Here is a 22,397-nt window from a genome sequence, read left to right as displayed (position 1 = left end):
CCCAGTGGCCCGGCCCGCGACCCGTACCGCGGTTCCGCGAAGGCGCCCCGCAGGGGGTGGCGCGGACCAGCGGGCGCGAGGCGGCAGCGCCCGGCGAAAGGCCGGTACGCCCGATTCGGTGGGGCGGGAGCGGCATGGCACGATGCAAGCATGTCCTCCGCACTGACCGATCTCTGCCGGTATCCGATCGTGCAGGCCCCCATGGCGGGCGGCGCCTCGTGCCCCGGTCTTGCCGCCGCCGTCTCCGACGCGGGCGGGCTCGGCTTCCTCGCCGCCGGGTACAAGACCGCGGACGGCATGTACCAGGAGATCAACCAGATCCGGCGACTGACCCCCCGACCCTTCGGGGTCAATCTCTTCATGCCGCAGCCCAGGACCGTCGACCCGGGCGCCGTGGACGTCTACCGGCATCAGCTCGCCGGTGAGACCAGTTGGTACGAGACCCCGCTCGGTGACGCCGACTGCGGTTCCGACGACGGCTACGAGGCCAAGCTCGCCATCCTCCGCGACGATCCCGTGCCCGTCGTCTCCTTCACCTTCGGCTGCCCGACCGCCGCCGTGCTCTCCGCCTTCGCCGAGGCCGGTACCTTCACCGTCGTCACCGTCACCACGCCCGAGGAGGCCCGGGCCGCCGAGCGAGCCGGTGCCGACGCGCTGTGCGTGCAGGGCGTCGAGGCCGGCGGCCACCAGGGCACCCACCGGGACGATCCCGCCACCGACGGCGCCGGGATCGGCCTGCTCGCCCTCGTCGCGCTGATCCGCGAGACCGTGGAGCTCCCCCTCATCGCCACCGGTGGTCTGATGCGCGGCACCCAGATCGCCGCCGTCCGCGCGGCCGGGGCCGATGCGGCACAGCTTGGCACCGCGTTCCTCGTCTGCCCCGAGTCCGGCGCCCACAGCCTGCACAAACAGGCCATGACCAACCCGCTGTTCGCCCGGACCGAACTCACCCGCGCCTTCTCCGGCCGGCCCGCCCGCGGCCTGGTCAACCGCTTCATGCGCGAGCACGGCCCCTACGCCCCGGCCGCCTATCCCCAGGTGCACCATCTGACCAGCGGACTGCGCAAGGCCGCCGCCAAGGCCGGTGACGCCCAGGGCATGTCCCTGTGGGCCGGGCAGGGCCACCGGATGGCCCGGGAGATGCCGGCCGGGCGGCTCGTCGAAGTGCTCGTCGCCGAGACCGAGTCCGCACGGGCCGCGCTCACCACCCCGGAGGACGCCCGATGACCGCACCCGTATTCCTGGTGGACTCCCTCGAAGGCGCCAGGCCCGGGACGGAGATCACTCTCGACGGGGCCGAGGGGCGGCACGCCGTCTCCGTCCGTCGACTGCGGTCCGGTGAGGAGATCGTGCTGACCGACGGCCACGGCCGGGGGGCCGCCGGGACCGTGGTGCGGACCGAGGGCAAGGACCTGCTGGTCATGACGGCGTCGAGCTGCCCCGTCGAAGCCGAACCCCGACCCCGTATCACCGTCGTCCAGGCCCTTCCCAAGGGCGACCGGGGCGAACTCGCCGTGGAGACCATGACGGAGACCGGCGTCGACGCGATCGTGCCCTGGTCGGCGGCGCGCTGCATCACCCAGTGGAAGGGCGAACGCGGCGCCAAGGCCCTCGCCAAGTGGCGGGCCACCGCGCGCGAGGCCGGCAAGCAGTCGCGCCGGCTGCGGTTTCCCGAGGTCGCGGAGGCGGCGACGACCAAGCAGGTCGCCGCGCTGCTCGCCGCCGCCGACTTCGCGGCCGTACTGCACGAGGAGGGGGCCGAGCCGCTGGCCACCGCCGAACTGCCGGCCGAGGGGTCGATCGTGCTGGTGGTCGGCCCGGAGGGCGGTGTCTCGCCCGAGGAGCTCACCGTGTTCGCGGCGGCCGGTGCGCGTCCGTACCGGCTGGGGCGGACCGTCCTGCGGACCTCGACGGCCGGCACGGCGGGGGTCGCGCTGCTGCTCGGGCGTACCGGCCGCTGGGCGTAGTCACCGCCACCCGGGCCCCGGGGCCGGCCCGTCGCGGAGGATCCGTCATACGGCGTACGGAGTCCGTCGGGCCGCCGCATATGTGTCCGCAACCGCTCTTTTCTTCCGCCACCGCCCGGTGCCACCCTGCCGTTCATGAACGGTATGAGATACGGATACGGGCGCGGGCTGGCCGCCTTCGGTGTCGCCGCGGCGGTCGTCGGCGGAGTGACCGCCTGCGAGCCGACGGCCGGAGGACTGACCGCGGGTGCCGTCTCGGTCACCACGGACCGCACCGCGACCAGCGCCCTGGAACGCCTCGGATTCAAGGTCAAATGGTTCAACTGCGAGGCCACCGTCGGCGACGGCGAGCGGACCGCCGCGCCGACGGCGACCTCGGCGGGCTCCCGTTTCGCCACCGTCGACTGCGAGGGGGAGACCAACTCCGGGCGGCGCATCACGCTCGGCGGGCGGGTGACGGACGAGCGTTCGGGTAGCTGTGTCCGCGGTGATCTCCTCGCGAAGATCAGTGGGAAGGTCGTCTTCAAGGCGACCTTCCTGGGCGACTGCGAGGAGAAGCCCCCGCGCACCAGAACGCCCCGCCAACCCGATCCGGACACGGTGACCGAGACGGTGACCGAGACCGTCACAGCGACGGTGACGGTGACGGCGACGCGCACGGAGCGATGACCTCGGGGAAGACGGCGGAAGGTGCCCGATCCGGAACGCTCCACCGATGACCGGGAGTTCATCCGGTACGGGCGTGTTGCAGCCCGGGTGTCGTGTCCCGTACGGGCGTGTCGCGGTCCGGGGGACATCATCCGGAAGCCGGCAAAGTCGTGACCCCGACACCCCGCCCTGCCTAGGGTGACCCTGTGACGCACCCTGCCTACCTACGGTATCCCCACATTCACGGCGAGTTGCTCGCCTTCACCGCAGAGGACGACGTCTGGGTCGCCCCCCTCGACGGCACCCGCGCATGGCGCGTGAGCGCCGACGACATGCCGGCCGACCACCCCCGGATCTCCCCCGACGGCAGCCGCATAGCGTGGACTTCGCGCCGGGACGGCGTACCCGAGGTGCACTTCGGGCCCGTCGACGGCGGACCCACCACCCGCCTCACCTACTGGGGCAGCCACAAGACCTCCGTACGCGGCTGGACGCCCGACGGCGAGATCCTCGCCCTCAGCGCCCAGGGGCAGCCGTCGCTGCGCCGCACCTGGGCGCGGGCCGTCCCGCTCGACGGCGGCCCGGCCGCGATCCTCCCGTACGGACCGGTGGGAGACGTGGCGTACGGCGATTCCGGCGTGCTGCTCCTCTCCGCCACCATGGGCCGCGAGGCCGCCGCCTGGAAGCGCTACCGGGGCGGCACGGCGGGCAAGTTGTGGATCGACCGGGAGGGCGACGGGACCTTCGTACGCCTCCACGACGATCTCGACGGCAATATGGAGTACCCGCTCCAGGTGGGTGAGCGGATCGCCTTCCTCTCCGACCACGAAGGCGTCGGCGCCCTCTACTCCTCCCTCCCCGACGGTTCCGGCCTGCGCCGGCACACCCCCGTGGACGGCTTCTACGCCCGGCACGCCGCCACCGACGGCAGCCGCGTCGTCTACGCGTCGGCCGGTGAACTCTGGCTGCTCGACGACCTCGAAGGCGCCGAGCCCCACCGGCTCGACATCCGGCTCGGCGGCCAGCGCACCGATCTGCGGCCCCGCCACATCCACGCCGACCACCATCTCGGCTCCGCCGCACCCGACCACACCGGACGCGGCAGCGCCGTCGAGATCCGCGGCGGTCTCCACTGGGTCACCCACCGCGAGGGCCCGGCGCGGGCGCTCGCCGTGACCCCGGGCGTACGGGCCCGGCTGCCCCGCACCTTCCGGGTCGACGGCGAGGAACAGGTCGTCTGGGTCACCGACGCGGAGGGCGAGGACGCCCTGGAGTTCGCCCCGGCGACCGGGGCCGCGGCCGGAGCGACACCCCGCAGACTCGGCGCGGGCAAACTCGGCCGGGTGCTGAGCCTGGCGGTCGCACCGGACGGGAGCCGGGCCGCCGTCGCCTCCCACGACGGGCGCGTCCTGCTCGTGGAGCGCGAATCGGGCGAGGTCCGCGAGGTCGACCGGGGCGAGGACGGCGAGGCCAACGGCCTCACCTTCTCGCCCGACTCGGGATGGCTCGCCTGGTCGCACGCCGGCCCGTCCCCGCTGCGCCAGCTCAAGCTCGCCAATACGGCCGATCTCGCCGTCTCCGAGGCGACACCGCTGCGGTTCCGCGACTTCCAGCCCGCGTTCACCCTCGACGGGAAGCATCTGGCGTTCCTCTCCGAGCGCGCCTTCGACCCGGTCTACGACACCCACGTCTTCGACCTGGCCTTCGTCGGCGGCTGCCGGCCGCATCTGATCACCCTGGCGGCCACCACACCGTCACCCTTCGGACCGCAACGACACGGCCGGGCCTTCGAAGCCGACAAGGAGCGGGACGGCGAACCGTCCGGCGACGGCGAGAACGGCGCGCCCGTCACCCGGATCGACCTCGACGGACTCGCCGACCGGATAGTGCCGTTCCCGGTCGAGGCCGCCCGGTACTCGACGCTGCGCGCCGCCAAGGACGGCCTCCTCTGGCTGCGCCACCCCTTGCGGGGCACCCTCGGCGCGACCCGGGCCACCCCCGACGACCCCGGCCCGAAGACCGTGCTGGAGCGGTACGACCTGGCGCAGCGGCGCCGGGAGGAACTGTCGTCGGACGCTTCGGGCTTCTCCGTGAGCGGCGACGGCAAGCGGGTGCTGCTCCTCACCGACGGGGACCTCAAGGTCGTGCCCAGCGACCGGCGCGCCTCCCGGGACGAGGACAGCGACACCAACATCACGGTCGACCTCTCCCGGGTACGGCAGCTTCTCGACCCCGCCGCCGAATGGCGGCAGATGTTCGACGAGGCCGGGCGGCTGATGCGGGACAACTTCTGGCGCGCGGACCTCGGGGGAGTGGACTGGGACGGGGTGCTGGAGCGCTACCGGCCGATCCTGTCCCGGGTCGCCACCCACGACGATCTGGTGGACCTGCTCTGGGAGGTGCAGGGCGAACTGGGCACCTCCCACGCCTATGTCGTCCCGCGCGGTGGCTACGGCGGCAGATCCGGCCGTCAGGGGCTGCTCGGCGCGGACATCTCCCGCGCCGATGACGGCGGCTGGCGCGTCGACCGGGTGCTGCCGTCGGAGACGTCCGACCCGCACGCCCACTCACCGCTCGCCGCACCCGGTGTCGCGGTGCGCGCCGGCGATGTGATCCTCGCCGTGGACGGCCGCCCGGTGGACCCGGTCGCGGGCCCGGGGCCGCTCCTCACGGGCGCGGCGGGGAAGGCGGTGGAGCTGACGGTCTCGCCCGCGGGCGGCGGCGAGCCGCGGTACGCGGTGGTGGTGCCGCTGGTGGACGAGGAGCCGTTGCGCTACCACGCGTGGGTGGCGGACCGGCGCGCGTACGTCCACGAGAAGTCCGGTGGCCGGCTGGGCTATCTGCACGTGCCGGACATGCAGGCGCCGGGCTGGGCGCAGATCCACCGCGATCTGCGGGTGGAGGTCGCGCGCGAGGGCCTGGTCGTGGACGTCCGGGAGAACCGGGGCGGCCACACCTCCCAACTGATCATCGAGAAGCTGGCGCGCCGGATCGTGGGCTGGGACCTGCCGCGCGGGACCCGCCCCTCCAGCTATCCGATCGACGCCCCGCGGGGGCCGGTGGTCGCCGTGGCGAACGAGTTCTCCGGTTCGGACGGGGACATCGTGAACGCCGCGATCAAGGCGCTCGGCATCGGTCCCGTGGTGGGGACGCGTACCTGGGGTGGCGTGGTCGGGATCGACAACCGGTACCGGCTGGTGGACGGGACGCTGGTCACCCAGCCGAAGTACGCGATCTGGCTGGAGGGGTACGGCTGGGGCGTGGAGAACCACGGCGTCGATCCGGACGTGGAGGTGGTGATGGCCCCGCAGGACCATGTGGCGGGGCGCGACCCACAGTTGGACGAGGCGGTACGGATGGCGCTGGCGGCGCTGGCCGAGAACCCGGCGAAATCGGCGCCGGAGCTGCCCTGAGTCGGTCCTGAGTCGGTGGCGGCACCGGACTGAGCCGGTGGGGCCGAGGGCTGACGGCTGCGCGTTCGACAGCCCCGCCCGTACGCGGTCGAAACGGTGCCGCGGTCGAAACGGTGCCGCGGTCGAAACGGCGGGGCGGGCCCGGGCGGTACGGGTCCGCCCCGCCGCCTGTCCGCCCCGGCCGTATCGCCCGAACCAGGGCGCGGCCCCCGCCCCCGCCACGGCGGTCGATAGCATGTCCCGCGTACCGGACGAAACGCGAGGAGGGACCCGGCATGGCGGGAGAACCCCAGGCTGACTGCCTGTTCTGCAAGATCGTGGCGGGGGATGTGCCCGCGACCGTCGTACGCGAGACCGACACCGTCGTCGCCTTCCGCGATATCAATCCCCAGGCGCCCACCCACGTCCTGGTGATCCCCAAGGCCCACTACCCCGACGCCGCGTCGCTCGCCGCCGGTGCCCCCGCACTCGCCGCCGACGTGCTGCGCGAGGCCGGTGAGGTCGCCGCCGCGGAGGGCACCGTCGACGCCGGTTACCGCATCGTCTTCAACACCGGCTCCGGCGCCGGACAGACCGTCTTCCACGCCCACGCCCACATCCTCGGTGGCCGTGGCCTGGAATGGCCCCCCGGATAACCGTGTCCGTACGCGAACTCGTCGTCCTCGGCACCGCGAGCCAGGTGCCGACCCGGCACCGCAACCACAACGGCTACCTGCTCCGCTGGGACGGCGAGGGCATCCTCTTCGACCCCGGCGAGGGCACGCAGCGCCAGATGCTCCGCGCCGGGGTCGCCGCGCACGATCTGAACCGGATCTGTGTCACCCACTTCCACGGTGACCACTCCCTCGGGCTCGCCGGTGTCATCCAGCGGATCAACCTGGACCGGGTCCCGCACGACATCACCGCGCACTACCCGGCCAGCGGGCGGCACTTCTTCGAACGGCTGCGGTACGCGACCGCCTACCGCGAGACCGTCGAGCTGATCGAGGAGCCCGTCGCCGCCGACGGGATCATCGCGCGGACCCCGTCGCACACCGTCGAGGCACGGAAGCTCTCCCACCCCGTCGAGTCGTACGGCTACCGGATCACCGAACCCGACGGCCGCCGGATGCTCCCCGACCGGCTCGCCGCGCACGGACTGAAGGGTCCCGACGTGGGGCGCCTCCAGCGCGAGGGAGAGCTGAACGGCGTCACCCTCGCCGACGTCAGCGAGATCCGGCGCGGCCAGCGGTTCGCGTTCGTCATGGACACCCGGCTCTGCGACGGTGTGCACGCCCTCGCCGACGGCTGCGACATGCTCGTCATCGAGTCCACCTTCCTCGACGAGGACGAACGGCTCGCCACCGATCACGGCCATCTGACCGCCGGCCAGGCCGCCCGCGTCGCCCGGGACGCCGGCGTACGCCATCTGGTGCTCACCCACTTCTCCCAGCGCTACACCGACGCCGGGGAGTTCGAACGCCAGGCCCGCGCGGCCGGGTACGAGGGCGGACTCACCATCGCCACCGACCTCCTGCGCGTCCCCCTGCCCACCCGCCACCTCTGAACGAAGCTGGACCCGTGCCCCTCCCCAAAGCCGAACTCCACCTTCACATCGAAGGCACCCTGGAGCCCGAACTCGCCTTCACGCTCGCCGCGCGCAACGGTGTGGAACTGCCCTTCAAGGACACCGAGGAACTGCGCCGCGCCTATCTCTTCGAGGACCTCCAGTCGTTCCTCGACCTGTACTACGGGCTGATGGCCGTCCTGCACACCGTCCGCGACTTCCACGACCTCGCGGACGCGTATCTGGCCCGCGCCGCGGAGCAGGGCGTCCGCCACGCCGAGATCTTCTTCGACCCGCAGGCGCACACCGCGCGCGGCGTCCCGATCGGCACGGTCATCGAGGGCCTCGGCCGCGCACTGGACGCGAGTGAGGAGCGGCACGGGATCTCCACCCGGCTGATCATGTGCTTCCTCCGCGATGAGTCCGCCGAATCCGCCCTGGCGACCCTGGAATCGGCGAAGCCCTATCTGAACCGGATCACGGCCGTCGGCCTGGACTCCGCTGAGGTCGGCCATCCGCCGTCGAAATTCCGCGAGGTGTACGAGGCGGCCGGGGCGCTCGGTCTGCGCAAGGTCGCGCACGCGGGCGAGGAGGGGCCGCCCTCGTACATCCACGAGGCCCTGGACGTCCTCGGCGTCGAGCGGATCGACCACGGACTGCGCTGTGTCGAGGACCAGGAGCTGGTGGCGCGGCTGGTACGGGAGCGGGTGCCGCTGACGCTCTGCCCGCTGTCCAACGTCCGGCTGCGCGCCATCGACACGCTGGAGGATCATCCGCTGCGCGAGATGATGGACGCGGGGCTGCTCTGCACGGTCAACTCCGACGACCCCGCGTACTTCGGCGGCTATGTCGGCGACACCTTCCACGCGGTGCGTGAGGCACTCGGGCTCGACGAGGAGCGGCTGCGGGAGCTGGCGCGCAACTCGTTCGAGGCGTCGTTCCTGGACGATGACGAGGAGCGGCGAGCGGGGCTGCTCGCGGAGGTGGCCGCGTACGACTTCGCCACGGAGCTCCCGGAATAGCCGACCGCCCCCGGCTGGGGCTTTGTCCTCAAGCGCCGGACGGGCTGGTTTCTGGTCTGTCCTCAAGCGCCGGACGGGCTGGTTTCTGGTCTGTCTTCAAGCGCCGGACGGGCTGGTTTCTGGTCTGTCTTCAAGTGCCGGACGGGCTGAGTTCTGCGTGGAATTCAGCCCGCCCGGCGTTTGAGGGCTTTCGGGAAGGGGCGGGGTGGGGGACTTCGACAGCCCGCACCCGCCCCCCGGCGGGGGGCACACGCCCAGCGGCGCCGCGAGGGGCACCCCGGCCCGGACTCCGGAGCCGACGCCGGATCGGACGCGCCGGCTCGCGGATTTGGCAGACTGGCCAGATCTGCACCACGCACAGGAGCCGCGGCACAGTGAGCACTCGACACCGGAAGCAGCACGGGCAAGGGCCCGCCCACAAGCCCCCCTGCCTCGACCCCCTCGCCCCTCTCCGTACCCCGTCCGACCCCGCCTGCGACGTCTATCTGACCGGCAGCGTCTTCCTCGACATCATCTTCACCGGTCTCGACTCCGCCCCCGTCCGGGGCACCGAGTCATGGGCCAGGGGCATGGGTTCCAGCCCCGGCGGAGTGGCCAATATGGCCACCGCGCTGGCCCGGCTCGGGCTGCGCACCTCGCTCGCCGCCGCCTTCGGTGACGATCACTACGGCGAGTACTGCTGGGACGCCCTCGAACAGGGCGAGGGCATCGACCTCTCGCTGTCGCGCACGGTGCCCGGCTGGCACTCGCCGGTCACCGTCTCCATGGCGTACGAGGGCGAGCGGACGATGATCACCCATGGCCATGAGGCCCCGCCGCCCGAGCCCGCCCCGGACTGCCCGCCGCCGTCCCGGGCCGCCGTCGCCTCCCTCACCCCGGCGCGCGACGAGTGGATCGCCCAGGCCGCCGCCGACGGCACCCGCGTCTTCGCCGACGTCGGCTGGGACGATTCGGGTCGCTGGGACCCGGCGGACCTCGCCGACCTGGAGCATTGCGAGGCGTTCCTGCCCAACGCGGCGGAGGCGATGCGCTACACCCGTACCGACTGTCCGCGCGCCGCCGCCCATGCCCTGACCGAACGGGTGCCGGTCGCCGTCGTCACCCTCGGCGCCGAAGGCGCGTACGCCGTGGACGCCGCGACCGGCGAGAGCGCCCAGGTGCCGGCCATCGCGGTCGAGGCGCTCGACCCCACCGGCGCGGGGGACGTCTTCGTGGCGGGTTTCGTGACCGGGACGCTCGCGGGCTGGCCGCTCGCCGACCGGCTGGCCTTCGCCGGGCTGACCGCCGCGCTCTCGGTGCAGGAGTTCGGCGGTTCGCTCTCCGCGCCCGGCTGGCTGGAGATCGCGGCCTGGTGGCGCCGGGTGCGGGGGCTGGCGGACCAGGATCCGGCCGCCCTGCGCCGGTACGCGTTCCTGGACGGTCTGCTGCCCGACCAGGCCCGCCCCTGGCCACTCCGCAGGGCCGTCCCGACCATCGGTTTCCGCAGTACGGCCTGAGGCGGTTCCGGAGCCCCGCCCCCGGCCACCGCGGGGGCGCGCACCGCCCCCGGGAGCCCTCCGGCGCACTCCCGGGAGCGCCCGGTAAAAGCCATGGGCTGTTGTCGGTGTGGCGTCGTACGCTTGGTTTCCAGAGGTTGTCGAGGAGCGAGAACCCCGCAGCGGGAGGTTTGTGCAGGCCACAGAGCCGGCCCATGACTCAGACACCCACAGCCCACACCCCGGCGCCGGAGCAGGCGCGAGCCCACTTCACCGTCCCCGCCAAGCATCCGATGGTGACGGTCCTCGGCTCGGGGGACGCCCTGCTCCGCGTCATCGAGAAGGCTTTCCCGGCGGTCGACATCCATGTCCGGGGCAATCAGGTGAGCGCCGCCGGAGACGCGGCGGACGTCGCGCTGATCCAGCGCCTGTTCGACGAGATGATGCTGGTGCTCCGCACCGGACAGCCGATGACGGAGGACGCAGTGGAACGCTCGATCGCCATGCTCAGGGCGAGCGACGGCACCGCCGAGACGCCGGCCGAGGTGCTCACCCAGAACATCCTCTCCAGCCGCGGCCGGACGATCCGCCCCAAGACGCTCAACCAGAAGCACTACGTCGACGCGATCGACAAGCACACGATCGTGTTCGGCATCGGCCCGGCGGGCACCGGCAAGACCTATCTCGCCATGGCCAAGGCGGTCCAGGCCCTACAGTCCAAGCAGGTCACCCGGATCATCCTGACCAGGCCCGCCGTGGAGGCGGGGGAGCGGCTCGGCTTTCTGCCCGGCACGCTCTACGAGAAGATCGACCCCTATCTGCGCCCGCTCTACGACGCGCTGCACGACATGCTCGACCCCGACTCCATCCCCCGGCTGATGGCCGCGGGCACCATCGAGGTCGCGCCGCTGGCGTATATGCGCGGACGCACGCTCAACGACGCGTTCATCATCCTGGACGAGGCGCAGAACACCAGCGCCGAGCAGATGAAGATGTTCCTGACGCGGCTCGGCTTCGACTCGAAGATCGTCATCACCGGCGATGTCACCCAGGTCGACCTGCCGAACGGCACCAAGAGCGGTCTGCGGCAGGTCCAGGAGATCCTGGACGGCGTCGATGACGTCCATTTCTCGCGTCTCACGTCGCACGATGTCGTCCGGCACAAGCTCGTCGGCCGTATTGTCGACGCGTACGAGAAGTACGACGGCCTCAACGGAGACCGTCACGGGACCGGGCACGGGAAGTAGCGGTACAGCGCACCATGTCGATCGACGTCAACAACGAATCCGGCACCGAGGTGGACGAGCAGGCGGTCCTCGACGTGGCCCGCTACGCGCTCGCCCGGATGCGCATCCACCCGCTCTCCGAGCTATCGGTGATCGTCGTGGACGCCGAGGCCATGGAGCAGTTGCACATCCAGTGGATGGATCTGCCGGGACCGACCGATGTCATGTCCTTCCCGATGGACGAGCTGCGTCCGCCGGTCAAGGACGAGGAGGAGCCCCCGCAGGGACTCCTCGGTGACATCGTGCTCTGTCCGGAGGTCGCCAAGGAGCAGGGCGAGCAGGCCCCGACCCAGCACTCCATGGACGAGGAGCTTCAACTGCTGACCGTCCATGGGGTGCTGCATCTGCTGGGGTACGACCACGAGGAGCCGGACGAGAAGGCCGAAATGTTCGGCCTCCAGGCGGCGATCGTGGACGGCTGGCGGGCCGAGAAGGGTCTCACCGGTCCCTCCCCCGCGCCGACCGTCTCATGACCGGCCTGGTCATCGGCGCGGTGCTGCTGGTCGTCGGCGCCTGGTTGGCCGCGTGCGCGGAGGCGGGCATCGCCCGGGTCTCCACCTTCCGTGCCGACGCGGCGGTCCGGAGCGGCCGGCGCGGCGCGGCCCGGCTGGCGCAGATCGCCGCCGATCCGACGCGCTATCTCAATGTCGCCCTGCTGGTGCGGGTGACGTGCGAGATGGCGGCGGGGGTCCTCGTCACCTATGTCTGCATCCAGGAGTTCCCCGAGACGTGGGAGGCACTGGTCGTCGCCATCGGCGTGATGGTCCTCGTCTCCTATGTCGCGGTCGGCGTCTCCCCACGCACCATCGGCCGACAGCACCCGCTGAACACGGCGACGGCGGCGGCCTACGTACTGCTGCCGCTGGCCCGGATCATGGGCCCGATCCCCCAACTGCTGATCCTGATCGGCAACGCCCTCACGCCCGGCAAGGGGTTCCGCAAGGGCCCGTTCGCGAGCGAGGCCGAGCTCCGGGCTCTGGTGGATCTCGCCGAGCAGGAGTCGCTGATCGAGGACGACGAGCGCCGGATGGTGCACTCCGTCTTCGAGCTGGGCGACACGCTCGTCCGGGAGGTGATGGTGCCGCGTACGGATCTGATCTGCATAGAGCGGCACAAGACCGTGCGGCAGGCGCTCACCCTCGCGCTGCGCTCCGGTTTCTCCCGCATCCCCGTCACCGGGGAGAACGAGGACGACGTCGTCGGCATCGTCTATCTGAAGGACCTGGCGCGGAAGACGCACGTCAACCGGGAGGCGGAGACCGATCTGGTCTCCACCGCGATGCGTTCGGCGGTCTTCGTGCCGGACACCAAGAACGCCGGTGACCTGCTGCGGGAGATGCAGCAGAAGCGCAACCACGTCGCGGTCGTCATCGACGAGTACGGCGGCACGGCGGGCATCGTCACCATCGAGGACATCCTGGAGGAGATCGTCGGCGAGATCACCGACGAGTACGACCGGGAGCTGCCCCCCGTCGAGGAGCTGGGCGCGGGCCGCTACCGGGTCACCGCCCGGCTCGACATCGGCGATCTCGGTGAGCTGTACGGTCTGGACGAGCTGGACGACGACGACGTGGAGACGGTCGGCGGCCTGCTGGCGAAGGCGCTCGGCCGGGTGCCGATCGCGGGCGCCGGCGCGGTGGTGGACCTGCCGGACGGCCGCGCGCTGCGACTGACGGCCGAGTCCCCGGCCGGCCGCCGCAATAAGATCGTCACGGTGCTGGCGGAGCCGGTCACCAGGGGTACGGAGGGAGAGGCCGGGGCATGAGGGCGCGTGAGCTGAAGGCGTTCTGTCTGGAGTTCAACGACGCGGTCGAGGAGTTCCCGTTCGGCCCCGAGACCTCGGTCTTCAAGGTGGCCGGCAAGATGTTCGCGCTGAGCGCGCTCGACGGCAGCCCGCTGACGGTGAATCTGAAGTGCGAGCCGGATATCGCCGTCGGGCTGCGCGCGGACCATCCGGAGATCGTCCCCGGCTGGCATATGAACAAGCGCCACTGGAACACGGTGACGGTGGACGATCTCCCGGACGAACTGGTCCACGAGCTGATCGAGGACTCGTACGACCTGGTGGTGGCCGGTCTCCCGAAGGCCACCCGCCTCCGCCTCGACCGGCCCTGACGCCTCGGCCCTGACGCCTCGGCCCTGAATCCGCACCCCCTCCGCGCCCGAGCGGCCTGAGGCGCCCGAGCGGCCTGAGCCGCCTGAGGCGCCTGAGCCCTTCGCGTCTGAGCCCGCCGCCCTTGAGATCTCCCCCCTGACGTCCGGCCGCGCGCCGAGCCGGGGGGTGTTGGCCAGGGAAGGGCCCCCGTACCGGCGCGATCTATGCTCGGGGCATGACGCAGAGCAGCGACCCCACCCACCCCGCCGACTTCACCGACCTCGGCCCCGAGGACCGCAAGATCATCACCTTGGCGCGCAGCGCGCGGGCCCGGAACGGGGTGGCCGAGGGTGCCGCCGTGCGGGACGAGACCGGGCGGACCTATGTCGCGGGGACGGTCTCCCTCGACTCCCTGAAGCTCAGCGCGCTCCGGACCGCCGTCGCGATGGCCGTCGCCAGCGGCGCGACATCGCTGGAGGCCGCGGCCGTCGTCTCCGCCGCCGACGCCGTGCCGGACGCGGACCGGGCGGCCGTACGGGACCTGGGCGGACCGGCGACGCCGGTGCTGCTCGCGGGGCCCGACGGGCTGCCGAAGTCCGTCGCCGCTGCCGGCGAGTGACCGGCGGGGGGCGCCCCCGCCCGGCGGGGGGCGTCCTCGGGCGGCGGCCCCACACTTTCCTTAAGAATCAAGCGACTCTGTCTTGCAATCGTCGGCGGCTTGCGCATCAATGAACAGCAGTTCAACCGACGGACCGTCAGATGTACCCGGGCGGCCTGGTCCGGGCCCGAGCCGCGGTTCCGTGCCGAGTCGGTCGTTTCCGCCCGGTCCGTGTGGCGTGCGCACCCCGCCCACGGAGTTCACCGATGGTCCGAGCGCGCCCTATCGACGCAGCTTCCCGCCGCGGCGTACCCGTACGAATGTGGAGTGCCACGCTCGTGCGGTGCGCGCCGTACGGTCGGCTGCCCCAACGATCCCTGAAACGGGAAAGGGGAACCCCATGCGAGGCAGACTAGGCATCGGCACGGCCCTGGCGGCGGGAGCACTCGCCGCCACCTCACTGATCTTCGCCCCGGCTGCGGGAGCCGTCACCCCGGGGGTGGCCCAGGCCGGGTACGACTGCGGATTCTGGGGCGGTGGCACGGCCAACCTGACCGCGACCCAGAACGGCACCCGGGCGACGATCACCCTGCGCACGGCGGTGCGCACCCCGGTCGCCGTGGCCGCCAACACCATCAACGCGTCGCTCACCTTCGCCAAGGCGGGCGGCGGGACCAGGGTGTTCACCGGTCAGCAGAACCCGGCGCTCGCGGCCAACTCGGCGGTGACGATCGGCCCCCTGACCGGGACCGTCGCCTCCGGTGACAGCCTGAACTCGTACTTCGCGGGGCCCGCCCTGTCGATGACGATCTTCGGCGTCAGCGTCACCTGTGACGCCGTGACCAGCCAGACGCCGGGACCGTTCCTCTTCAGCTGACGGCTCCTCCGTGATCAACCGTCCTGACCGACCTACCGACCGTCCTGACCGACGTTAGTCGTCCTGACTAACCCGCCTGACCGACCATGGGGACAGCGGCGCCACCGTTCGCGGTGGCGCCGTCGTCGTGCGCCCCGCCCGCCCGGGGCCCGTTTGTCGATCTTGACAGTATCTGATGGGTCATCAGTTGATGGATTTCTGGTCCATTGACTTCTCTCGGCGGCGGCCCGTGAATGGCCATCTGCATTCCTCCCGAAGGGGGCAATCACATGGCTTCCGCCACCCGAGAACCATCCGCTCGAAGACCAGCCGCACGCCGTCCCCGGCGGTGGACGGCCGCGCTCGGCGCGGTCGCCCTCGTCGCCGCCACGGCGGCGCTCGCCGCACCCGCGCACGCGATGGCCACCGCCTCGACGCCGGTGGACTTCGCGACCCGCTGCGTCCCGCCGCCCATCGCCGGCATCCCGCCCATCAACGGCACCACGACCGCCAAGATCACCGTCGACAACGCCGCCCCCCGAGTCGGCGACACCGTCACCGTCACCTACCAGGTGACCAAGCCCGCGGCCAGCAACCCGGTCGATCTGGCCCTGCCCGCCGACATCATGACGCCCACTGGAAAGGTCGTCGTCGGTGGCGCGCAGACCGCCGCCGTCACGGTCACCGGCCCCAAGAAGAATCCGCCGGTCCCCGGCAAGGGAGAGTTCCCGGCGTTCTCGATGACCGGCACCTTCACGGTCACCGCGCCCGGTTCGATCACCCTCTCGCCCGGCGACTACAACATCCACACCAGCTACATCATGGAGCTGGACACCCCCTGCACGGTGAGCAGTCCCCCCGCCCCCGTCTCCCAGACGATCATCGCCACCGACCGGCCGGGGGCCAATGAGCGCGCCCTGTCCCTCGCCACGGCCTCCGGCAAGCCCGGCGACCGGGTCACCGTCAGCGGCACCAAGTTCACCCCGCTCACCGACATCACCCTCGTCGGCCGGGCCGGGGCGGCCGAGACCGCCGACAAGATGACCTTCACCTCCGACGCCGACGGAGGCTTCACCGCCCGACTCAAGGTCAACGACAAGGCGACCACCGGGATCGTCGCCTACGAAGGCGCCTCCTGGTCGGCGGCGAAGGGCGCCGGACCGGCCGCGTACACCGTCGTCGACGACACCCCGCTGCCGAGGAACAGCCAGAAGCTCACCGCCTCGGTGACCGCGGGAACCCTCTCCATGTCCCAGGCCGGGGACGCCGTCCAACTCTCCTCGGTCGACTACGGCTCCGGCGGTGGCGCCAACGGAGATCTGCGGACGGTCACCGTCAAGGACTACCGGGGCGGTCCGGCCGGTTGGTCCCTGACCGGCAAGGTCACCGACTTCACCGGTCCCGGGGGCACCATCGACGCCGGGAAGCTCCACTGGGCCCCGGCCTGCACCACCAAACCGGGCAGCCCGAGCACCTGCGCGGCCGGGTCAAAGGGGTCCGTCGGCAGCGCCGGCGCGACCCTGGCCTCCACACCCAACGGCGCCGTCTCCGGTGGCGAGTTCACCGTGGACGCGTGGGTCTCGCTCAAGGTGCCGGCGTTCACCACGCCCGGCGCGTACTCCGGCGTACTGACGCTCACGCTCACCTGACCGCCCGGCGGGCCGGGCGCGCACCCGGTCGGCCCGCCTCGTCCCTGGGGGCTCCGCACTGATGCCCAAGCCGTCCGCCGTCGTCCTCACGGTCCTGGCCGCACTGCTCGCCGGTGTCGTTCCGGCCACCGCCGCACACGCCGCCGACAACGGCGAGTGGTCGGTCTATCCGGCCGCGTCCGAGCTGGGCAGCCGTCCGTACTTCTACCTCTCCGCCGACCCGGGCGCCACCCTCACCGACCGGGTCACGGTCAGCAATAAGACGGCGGGTCCCCTGACCTTCCGGCTGTACGCGGCGGACGCGTACAACACCGCCCGCGACGGCGGTTTCGCCGTCCGCGCCCGCGACGAGAAGCAGCGCGGGGTGGGCGCCTGGGCCAGACCCGAACGCGACCGGGTCACCGTCCCCGCCCGCGGCTCGGTCACCGTCCCGTACACCCTCACCGTCCCCGAGTCGGCCGAACCGGGCGACCACCCCGGCGCGCTGGTCGCCCTCGACGAACGGATCAGCCCCACCGAGGGTGAGGTCGCCGTCGGTATCCAGCAGGCCGTCGGGGCCCGCGTCCATCTGCGGGTGAACGGTCCCACCGTGCCCGCGCTCTCCGTCGAGAACGTCACACTCAGCCAGCACCGGCCCCTCGTCCCCGGCACCGGCGAGAGCAGCGCTCTCATCTCGTACACCCTCCACAACCGGGGCAATGTGACCCTCAACCCCACCGTCGCCCTCAAGGCCGAGGGCCTCTTCGGCCGCGATCTGCTCACCCGCCGGCTGACGAAGATCCCCGCCGAACTGCTGCCCCGCCAGCGGATCCGCCTCACGGAACGCTGGGCGGGCGCGCCCCAGCTCGACTGGGGCGAGGTCAGGCTCACCGCCAGCGCCCGCGACGTCCGGGAGACCGCGGGTGTCTCCTTCTTTGCGCTGCCCTGGCTGGTGGCGGGCGTGCTCTGCGCCGGACTCATCGGCGCGGCCCTCTGGATCCGGCTCCGCCTCCGCGCCCGTCGTACGGTCGCACCGGGAACCGCCTGAGACCGGTCGTACGGGTCCGGGAGCCGCCCCCGCCCGCCATGCCGTACGGACCCGAGGCCCACCTCAGCGGCTCCGGGACCACCGCCGCCGGAGGTCGGTCGGGGGCCTCGTGGGCACAGGTGCCCCGGGGATCAGCGACAATGGCGGCATGAGCGTTCGTACCCCTTCCTCCGAGCCCGCCCCCCACCGGTCGGGCTTCGCCTGCTTCGTCGGCCGCCCCAACGCGGGCAAGTCCACCCTCACGAACGCTCTCGTCGGCCAGAAGGTGGCGATCACCTCCAGCCGGCCGCAGACGACCCGGCACACCGTGCGCGGCATCGTGCACCGGCCCGAGGCGCAGTTGATCCTGGTGGACACCCCCGGCCTGCACAAGCCGCGCACCCTGCTCGGCGAGCGGCTGAACGACGTGGTCCGCACCACCTGGTCCGAGGTCGACGTCATCGGCTTCTGCCTGCCGGCCGACCAGAAGCTCGGCCCCGGCGACCGGTTCATCGCCAAGGAACTGGCGGGCATCAAGAAGACCCCCAAGGTCGCCATCGTCACCAAGACGGACCTGGTCGACCCCAAGACCCTCCGCGAACAGCTCATGGCCATCGACCGGCTCGGCACCGAGCTGGGCTTCGAATGGGCCGAGATCGTGCCCGTCTCCGTCGTCGGTGACAGCCAGGTCCAGCTCGTCGCCGACCTGCTGATCCCGCTGCTGCCCGAGGGCCCGATGCTCTACCCCGAGGGCGACCTCACGGACGAGCCGGAGCAGGTCATGGTCGCGGAGCTGATCCGCGAGGCCGCGCTGGAGGGCGTCCGGGACGAGCTGCCGCACTCGATCGCGGTCGTCGTCGAGGAGATGCTGCCCCGCGAGGACCGCCCGGCGGACAAGCCCCTCCTCGACATCCACGCGAATGTCTACATCGAGCGCCCCAGCCAGAAGGGCATCATCATCGGCCCCAAGGGCAAGCGCCTGAAGGAGGTCGGGACGAAGTCCCGCAAGCACATCGAGGCGCTGCTCGGCACCCCGGTCTTCTTGGACCTGCATGTGAAGGTGGCGAAGGACTGGCAGCGAGATCCGAAGCAGTTGCGCAAGCTCGGCTTCTGATCCCCCGGCCGTCCCCGCCCATCCCGGTCAGGCACCTTCCTCCAGTACGCGGGAGATCAGTTCGCGCTGCGCCTCCGTCAGCAGCGGATCCGCGCAGTACACCGTCCGGCCCGCCACCGTGATCTCGTAGCCGAAGCCGTCCGGCACGCCAACGGGGCGGGCCGTGCGGCTGTCGGCCAGGGCCCGGTCGGCCAGCGTCCGCCAGCCGTTCGCGTCCGGCCGCCCCGAGGTCTCCACCTCGGCGCATCGTTCGATACCGGCGAACCCGCCGGTGCGTCTCACCTGAATGCGCATGGCTTCCGTTCTAGTACGGTTCGGTCCGGGACGGAAGCCACCACCGCCTCCGTCCCGGCCCCGTCACCGGCACTCAGTCCGTCGCCACACCGACCAGGGACCATGCCTTCAGTACGGCGGCCAGCTCGGCGCCCTCGCCGTACCGCGCCCGCGCCGCCGCCACCGTCAGGCCGGCGAACTCCGTGAAGTTCGCCCGCTCGCCCAGTTCGCCGCCGGTGAGGGTGTCGAACCAGATCTGCCCGGCCCGCTCCCACGATTTGCCGCCGAGCTCCGTCGCCAGCAGGTAGAAGGCACGGTTGGGGATGCCGGAGTTGATGTGCACCCCGCCGTTGTCCCGGTCGGTGTGGACGTAGTCGTCCATCGACCCCGGCTGCGGGTCCTTGCCGAGCACATCGTCGTCGTACGCGGTCCCCGGCTCCTTCATGCTGCGCAGGGCGACCCCCGAGACCGCGGGGGCCAGCAGTCCGGCGCCGATCAGCCAGTCGGCCTGGTCGGCGGTCTCGTCGTGGGTGTACTGCTTGACCAGCGAGCCGAACACGTCGGAGACGGATTCATTGAGCGCGCCGGACTGGCCGAAGTACTCCAGGTTCGCCGTGTACTGCGTCAGCCCGTGCGCCAGCTCGTGGGCGATCACATCGACCGGGAGGGAGAAGTCCAGGAAGATCTTCCCGTCCCCGTCGCCGAACACCATCTGTTCGCCGTTCCAGAAGGCGTTCGCGTACTTCTTGCCGTAGTGGACGCTGGCGATCAGCGGCAGCCCCCGGCCGTCGAGCGAGTTGCGCCCGTACGACTTCAGCAGCAGTTCGAAGGTCGAGCCGAGGCCCGCGTAGACACGGTTGACGGTCGCGTCCCGGCCGGGCTCCTGGCCCTCGGAGCGGACCTTCTCGCCGGGGAGCCGGGTGCGGGTCCCGCAGTCGTGGATGGTGCGCCGGGGCTTGTCCGAGGCGTCGGCCGTCCGGGGGGTGGGGGTGGCGGTCGGGCCGGCCCCGAGCAGTCCGGCGACCGTGTTCAGCCGGCGCTGGGTGCGGAGCGACGCGTCCGCCTCCAGGGTGCGTCGGGCGAGGTCGGCGATGGCGGTGTCCACGGCGCGGGCGAGCTGGTCGAGGACGTGGGGCGGCACGATGGTGCAGAAGATGGGATGTGTGTCTGCCATGTGCGGCAATGTGGCACTGAGTCAGTGCGATGTCACTGGTTGCGAGGATGATTAAGGAAATAGAGTGAAGAATGCCGATTGACGCAAAGTGATCAAGTATCCCGCATAGTGATACGCGACCCACGGTCCCGCCCTCCTCGGTTAGGCTGCTCCGCATCATGCGTTTCGGGCTGCTTCTCCTTAGCTGCCGCGGCGAGGGCCTGTAGTCGTAGGCCGACCCCCTCCCCGCGGGATCTGGTGCTGCTGAGAACCGTCGGCCTCTCCCACCGCCTCCGGGCCTGGGAGACCCCCCCCAGATCTTTGAGATCGAGGAGCCCCACGCGATGTCCGACCCTTCGGTACCCACCTCTTCCGCGCCCGCCTCGTCCGTCGGCCGCCCCACGCCCATCACCAACGCGGCCCACGGCCAGAAGCCGTCCGGGATGCCGATCCACAAGTACCGCCCGTACGAGGCGGTCGACATCAGTGACCGCACCTGGCCCGACAACCGGATCACCCGGGCGCCCCGCTGGCTCTCCACTGACCTGCGCGACGGCAATCAGGCCCTGATCGACCCGATGTCCCCCGCCCGCAAGCGCGAGATGTTCGATCTGCTGGTCCGCATGGGCTACAAGGAGATCGAGGTCGGCTTCCCGTCGTCCAGTGAGACCGACTTCGCGTTCGTCCGCTCCATCATCGAGGACGGCGCCATCCCGGAGGACGTGACGATCTCCGTCCTGACGCAGGCGCGCGAAGAGCTGATCGAGCGGACCGTGGAGTCCCTGCGCGGCGCCCACCGGGCCACCGTGCACCTGTACAACGCCACCGCGCCCACGTTCCGCCGGGTCGTCTTCCGCGGGTCGAAGGAGCAGGTCAAGCAGATCGCGGTGGACGGCACCCGGCTGGTCGTGGAGTACGCGGAGAAGATCCTGGGGCCCGAGACGATCTTCGGCTACCAGTACAGCCCCGAGATCTTCACCGACACCGAGCTGGACTTCGCCCTGGAGGTCTGCGAGGCCGTCATGGACGTGTGGCAGCCGGAGGCGGGGCGCGAGATCATCCTGAATCTGCCCGCCACCGTGGAGCGTTCGACGCCGTCCACGCACGCGGACCGCTTCGAGTGGATGAGCCGGCACCTCTCCCGCCGTGAGTACGTCTGTCTGTCGGTCCACCCGCACAACGACCGGGGCACCGCCGTCGCCGCCGCCGAACTGGCCGTCATGGCCGGCGCCGACCGCGTCGAGGGCTGCCTCTTCGGGCAGGGCGAGCGCACCGGCAACGTGGACCTGGTGACGCTGGGCATGAACCTGTTCTCCCAGGGCGTCGACCCGCAGATCGACTTCTCGCAGATCGACGAGATCCGTCGCACCAGCGAGTACTGCAACCAGATGGAGATCCATCCGCGCCACCCGTACGCGGGCGATCTGGTCTACACCGCCTTCTCCGGCTCCCACCAGGACGCCATCAAGAAGGGCTTCGACGCCATGGAGGCCGACGCGGCGGCGGCCGGCGCCACGGTCGACGAGATCGAGTGGGCCGTGCCGTACCTGCCCATCGACCCCAAGGACGTCGGCCGTTCCTACGAGGCGGTCATCCGGGTCAACTCGCAGTCCGGCAAGGGCGGTATCGCGTACGTCCTGAAGAACGACCACAAGCTGGATCTGCCGCGCCGGATGCAGATCGAGTTCTCGAAGATCATCCAGGCGAAGACGGACAGTGAGGGCGGCGAGGTCACGCCCGGCGCCATCTGGTCGGTCTTCCAGGACGAGTATCTGCCGAACCCGGCGAACGCCTGGGGCCGGGTCCAACTGCGTTCCGGTCAGACCACGACCGACACCGACGGGATCGACACCCTCTCCGTCGAGGCCGTGGTGGACGGCGCCGAGACCGTGCTGACAGGTTCGGGCAACGGTCCGATCTCCGCCTTCTTCGCGGCGCTGAGCGCCGTGGGCGTGGACGCGCGACTGCTGGACTACAGCGAGCACACCATGAGCGAGGGCGCATCGGCGCAGGCCGCGTCGTACATCGAGTGCGCCATCGACGGCAGGGTGCTCTGGGGCATCGGTATCGACGCCAATACGACCAGGGCCTCCCTGAAGGCGGTCGTCTCCGCCGTCAACCGCGCGGCTCGCTGAGCCGGGTTCACTTCCGGGCCCGTGGCCCCGGACCGCCCATTCGTGGGTCGGCTCCGGGGCCACGGCCGTTTCCGTGCCCCCGACACGGGCCTGGAATCGGCCATGTACGGGCGTACAGTCGTCCGGGTGCTGACGGCGCAACGCGCATGTGGTTAACATCA

20 protein-coding genes are annotated in these 22,397 nt (G+C 71.3%); 18 read left to right on the top strand and 2 right to left on the bottom strand.

Going from position 1 to position 22,397, the window contains the following annotated elements:
* The first annotated feature begins 150 nt into the window (after positions 1–150).
* The 17 genes from ACH4S7_RS04295 (at position 151) to era (ending at position 18,675) form a co-directional block, all read left to right on the top strand.
* Entirely contained in the window at positions 151–1,227 is a 1,077-nt protein-coding gene (locus ACH4S7_RS04295; RefSeq protein WP_398519518.1) for a nitronate monooxygenase, read from the top strand.
* A complete protein-coding gene (locus ACH4S7_RS04290) occupies positions 1,224–1,967 on the top strand; it encodes a 16S rRNA (uracil(1498)-N(3))-methyltransferase (RefSeq protein WP_398519517.1) in 744 nt (247 codons plus the stop codon). The genes ACH4S7_RS04295 and ACH4S7_RS04290 overlap by 4 nt, the downstream gene beginning before the upstream one ends.
* A gap of 135 nt (positions 1,968–2,102) precedes the next feature.
* Complete coding sequence (locus ACH4S7_RS04285) at positions 2,103–2,636, top strand: hypothetical protein (protein WP_398519516.1); 534 nt, start codon at positions 2,103–2,105, stop codon at positions 2,634–2,636.
* A 185-nt stretch (positions 2,637–2,821) separates the two neighbouring features.
* On the top strand, positions 2,822–6,028 hold the full coding sequence (locus ACH4S7_RS04280; protein ID WP_398519515.1) for a S41 family peptidase: 3,207 nt from the start codon (positions 2,822–2,824) through the stop codon (positions 6,026–6,028).
* Positions 6,029–6,303: 275 nt separating this feature from the next.
* Positions 6,304–6,663, top strand: a complete 360-nt coding sequence (locus ACH4S7_RS04275; protein ID WP_398519514.1) for a histidine triad nucleotide-binding protein — start codon at positions 6,304–6,306, stop codon at positions 6,661–6,663.
* Between the two features lie 2 nt (positions 6,664–6,665).
* Positions 6,666–7,574 (top strand): ribonuclease Z, encoded by a 909-nt coding sequence (locus ACH4S7_RS04270; RefSeq protein WP_398519513.1) that lies wholly within the window; start codon positions 6,666–6,668, stop codon positions 7,572–7,574.
* A 14-nt stretch (positions 7,575–7,588) separates the two neighbouring features.
* Positions 7,589–8,596 (top strand): adenosine deaminase, encoded by a 1,008-nt coding sequence (locus ACH4S7_RS04265; RefSeq protein WP_398519512.1) that lies wholly within the window; start codon positions 7,589–7,591, stop codon positions 8,594–8,596.
* 374 nt (positions 8,597–8,970) lie between these two features.
* Complete coding sequence (locus ACH4S7_RS04260; RefSeq protein WP_398519511.1) at positions 8,971–10,092, top strand: carbohydrate kinase family protein; 1,122 nt, start codon at positions 8,971–8,973, stop codon at positions 10,090–10,092.
* Between the two features lie 194 nt (positions 10,093–10,286).
* Positions 10,287–11,318, top strand: a complete 1,032-nt coding sequence (locus ACH4S7_RS04255) for a PhoH family protein (RefSeq protein ID WP_398519510.1) — start codon at positions 10,287–10,289, stop codon at positions 11,316–11,318.
* Positions 11,319–11,332: 14 nt separating this feature from the next.
* Positions 11,333–11,830, top strand: a complete 498-nt coding sequence (ybeY, locus tag ACH4S7_RS04250; protein ID WP_398519509.1) for an rRNA maturation RNase YbeY — start codon at positions 11,333–11,335, stop codon at positions 11,828–11,830.
* Positions 11,827–13,122 carry a hemolysin family protein gene (locus tag ACH4S7_RS04245; RefSeq protein ID WP_398519508.1) on the top strand — a complete coding sequence of 432 codons (1,296 nt, stop codon included), beginning with the start codon at positions 11,827–11,829 and terminating at the stop codon, positions 13,120–13,122. Before ybeY ends, ACH4S7_RS04245 begins: the two co-directional genes overlap by 4 nt.
* Entirely contained in the window at positions 13,119–13,472 is a 354-nt protein-coding gene (locus ACH4S7_RS04240; protein ID WP_398519507.1) for an MmcQ/YjbR family DNA-binding protein, read from the top strand. Before ACH4S7_RS04245 ends, ACH4S7_RS04240 begins: the two co-directional genes overlap by 4 nt.
* Positions 13,473–13,687: 215 nt before the next feature.
* Positions 13,688–14,071 carry a cytidine deaminase gene (locus tag ACH4S7_RS04235; RefSeq protein WP_398519506.1) on the top strand — a complete coding sequence of 128 codons (384 nt, stop codon included), beginning with the start codon at positions 13,688–13,690 and terminating at the stop codon, positions 14,069–14,071.
* A 379-nt stretch (positions 14,072–14,450) separates the two neighbouring features.
* On the top strand, positions 14,451–14,927 hold the full coding sequence (locus ACH4S7_RS04230; RefSeq protein WP_398519505.1) for a hypothetical protein: 477 nt from the start codon (positions 14,451–14,453) through the stop codon (positions 14,925–14,927).
* 269 nt (positions 14,928–15,196) lie between these two features.
* Positions 15,197–16,555 carry a beta-xylosidase gene (locus ACH4S7_RS04225; RefSeq protein WP_398519504.1) on the top strand — a complete coding sequence of 453 codons (1,359 nt, stop codon included), beginning with the start codon at positions 15,197–15,199 and terminating at the stop codon, positions 16,553–16,555.
* A gap of 61 nt (positions 16,556–16,616) precedes the next feature.
* A complete protein-coding gene (locus ACH4S7_RS04220) occupies positions 16,617–17,582 on the top strand; it encodes a WxL protein peptidoglycan domain-containing protein (RefSeq protein ID WP_398519503.1) in 966 nt (321 codons plus the stop codon).
* A gap of 148 nt (positions 17,583–17,730) precedes the next feature.
* On the top strand, positions 17,731–18,675 hold the full coding sequence (era, locus tag ACH4S7_RS04215; protein ID WP_398519502.1) for a GTPase Era: 945 nt from the start codon (positions 17,731–17,733) through the stop codon (positions 18,673–18,675).
* A 27-nt stretch (positions 18,676–18,702) separates the two neighbouring features.
* Here era and ACH4S7_RS04210 read toward each other — a convergent pair whose 3' ends face one another.
* Together ACH4S7_RS04210 and ACH4S7_RS04205 are read right to left on the bottom strand one after the other, a co-directional pair.
* Positions 18,703–18,969: a protealysin inhibitor emfourin gene (locus ACH4S7_RS04210; protein WP_398519501.1), complete on the bottom strand. Its 267-nt coding sequence runs from the start codon at positions 18,967–18,969 to the stop codon at positions 18,703–18,705.
* Between the two features lie 73 nt (positions 18,970–19,042).
* Positions 19,043–20,122, bottom strand: coding sequence for a M4 family metallopeptidase (locus ACH4S7_RS04205; protein WP_398519500.1), 1,080 nt, complete (start codon positions 20,120–20,122; stop codon positions 19,043–19,045).
* A 323-nt stretch (positions 20,123–20,445) separates the two neighbouring features.
* Between ACH4S7_RS04205 and leuA the strand changes: the two genes are divergently transcribed.
* The gene (leuA, locus tag ACH4S7_RS04200; protein WP_398519499.1) at positions 20,446–22,236 is read left to right on the top strand and encodes a 2-isopropylmalate synthase; all 1,791 of its coding nucleotides are present in this window, start codon (positions 20,446–20,448) and stop codon (positions 22,234–22,236) included.
* Positions 22,237–22,397 lie beyond the last annotated feature (161 nt).

This window comes from Streptomyces sp. NPDC020965, from assembly GCF_044333555.1.
Classification (GTDB): Bacteria; Actinomycetota; Actinomycetes; order Streptomycetales; family Streptomycetaceae; genus Streptomyces.
Note: the sequence above shows the minus strand (reverse complement) of the source record. Positions and strands in the feature narration are given on the sequence as shown.

Bases quoted from the DNA above. Each gene is read 5' to 3' on its own strand.
- ACH4S7_RS04230 (WP_398519505.1), top strand. From the start codon at position 14,451: ATGCGAGGCAGACTAGGCATCGGCACGGCCCTGGCGGCGGGAGCACTC.
- ACH4S7_RS04205 (WP_398519500.1), bottom strand. From the start codon at position 20,122: ATGGCAGACACACATCCCATCTTCTGCACCATCGTGCCGCCCCACGTC.
- ACH4S7_RS04210 (WP_398519501.1), bottom strand. From the start codon at position 18,969: ATGCGCATTCAGGTGAGACGCACCGGCGGGTTCGCCGGTATCGAACGA.
- ACH4S7_RS04225 (WP_398519504.1), top strand. From the start codon at position 15,197: ATGGCTTCCGCCACCCGAGAACCATCCGCTCGAAGACCAGCCGCACGC.
- ACH4S7_RS04245 (WP_398519508.1), top strand. From the start codon at position 11,827: ATGACCGGCCTGGTCATCGGCGCGGTGCTGCTGGTCGTCGGCGCCTGG.
- ACH4S7_RS04285 (WP_398519516.1), top strand. From the start codon at position 2,103: ATGAACGGTATGAGATACGGATACGGGCGCGGGCTGGCCGCCTTCGGT.
- ACH4S7_RS04220 (WP_398519503.1), top strand. From the start codon at position 16,617: ATGCCCAAGCCGTCCGCCGTCGTCCTCACGGTCCTGGCCGCACTGCTC.
- ACH4S7_RS04295 (WP_398519518.1), top strand. From the start codon at position 151: ATGTCCTCCGCACTGACCGATCTCTGCCGGTATCCGATCGTGCAGGCC.
- ybeY (WP_398519509.1), top strand. From the start codon at position 11,333: ATGTCGATCGACGTCAACAACGAATCCGGCACCGAGGTGGACGAGCAG.
- ACH4S7_RS04240 (WP_398519507.1), top strand. From the start codon at position 13,119: ATGAGGGCGCGTGAGCTGAAGGCGTTCTGTCTGGAGTTCAACGACGCG.
- ACH4S7_RS04290 (WP_398519517.1), top strand. From the start codon at position 1,224: ATGACCGCACCCGTATTCCTGGTGGACTCCCTCGAAGGCGCCAGGCCC.
- ACH4S7_RS04235 (WP_398519506.1), top strand. From the start codon at position 13,688: ATGACGCAGAGCAGCGACCCCACCCACCCCGCCGACTTCACCGACCTC.
- leuA (WP_398519499.1), top strand. From the start codon at position 20,446: ATGTCCGACCCTTCGGTACCCACCTCTTCCGCGCCCGCCTCGTCCGTC.
- era (WP_398519502.1), top strand. From the start codon at position 17,731: ATGAGCGTTCGTACCCCTTCCTCCGAGCCCGCCCCCCACCGGTCGGGC.
- ACH4S7_RS04275 (WP_398519514.1), top strand. From the start codon at position 6,304: ATGGCGGGAGAACCCCAGGCTGACTGCCTGTTCTGCAAGATCGTGGCG.
- ACH4S7_RS04255 (WP_398519510.1), top strand. From the start codon at position 10,287: ATGACTCAGACACCCACAGCCCACACCCCGGCGCCGGAGCAGGCGCGA.